The sequence below is a fragment of the Streptomyces sp. SID5785 genome (assembly GCF_009870065.1).
Lineage (GTDB): Bacteria > Actinomycetota > Actinomycetes > Streptomycetales > Streptomycetaceae > Streptomyces.
Genome location: NZ_WWIA01000160.1, coordinates 1 through 936 on the forward strand (window position 1 = coordinate 1; position 936 = coordinate 936).

A 936-nucleotide genomic window follows, 5' to 3' on the forward strand; every position below is an offset into this window, starting at 1 on the left:
CTCCGGCGATTGAGGAGCGGGGGCCGGGGCGGAGCCCCCGGGGGTGCTCATGCGCAGCCCCGCCGCCATCACGTCCCGGGATATCAACTCGGCCAAGGGCGCGCCCAGTTCGGCGACCCGCCAGACCCGACGTCCCGTCACTTCCGAAGCCGCCGCCAGGAAGGACTCGGCCGCGATCACCGCCGCCCGCGCCGCGTCCTCGTATCGCACGACGAACTCCGCGTCCCCGACGACCAGTTGGGCCGAGCCGTCGGGGAGGCCGCGCAGCAGCACATCCGGCCCGAGCGCGGAGACGTCCCCGCGACCGTCGTCCAGCGCGAAGAGGAAACGGCCCGACAGGCCCGGCGTCACCGAGCTGGCGCACAGCGCGGAATCAAGCCCGGTCAGCCAGGGCCGCACGTCCACGAAACCCGCGCCGTCGAGCCCCGACAGCGGCGAAGCCACCACGTTGCGGACCCGCTCGTGGAGCGGCGACGGCAGCAGCCCGGCCTCGCCGAGCACCTCCGCCAACTCCCCGCCGCACCCGTCCCGCAACCCCCGCAGCTGCACGTTCCCGCGCGAGGTGAGGTGCAGTACCCCGTCCCCGAGCCGCCCCGCCGCGTCCGCGAGCGCCCGCGCCCGCACCGCGGTGAGCACCCCGCCCGGCACCCGGACCCGCGCGAGGAACCCGTCGTCCGCGGCGTGCAGCCGCAGCGCGCCGGGGCAGGCGTCACCCCGGGACGTACCGGACGCACCGGGGCCGGGAGACATGGGGGCGGGGGACATGCCGGGGAGCATACCCACAGCCACCGGCACTCCCGCTGTGAGCAGCGTCCCGTACCGGGCCGTGCGCTTGCCCCGTACGATGACCCGCGGCGGTCCGGTCCGGGCCGCCGCTCGCCGGCGACGGCGACAGGGAGGAAGCCCGGTGCGAATCCGGCGCGGTCCCGCCACTGT

The 936-nt window shown here is 76.4% G+C and carries 1 pseudogene; it reads right to left on the bottom strand.

What is annotated here, in order from left to right:
• Positions 1-765 (bottom strand): annotated as a pseudogene (locus GTW43_RS04840) (cobalamin biosynthesis protein CobG); the annotation flags it as partial.
• Between the last annotated feature and the right edge of the window lie 171 nt (positions 766-936).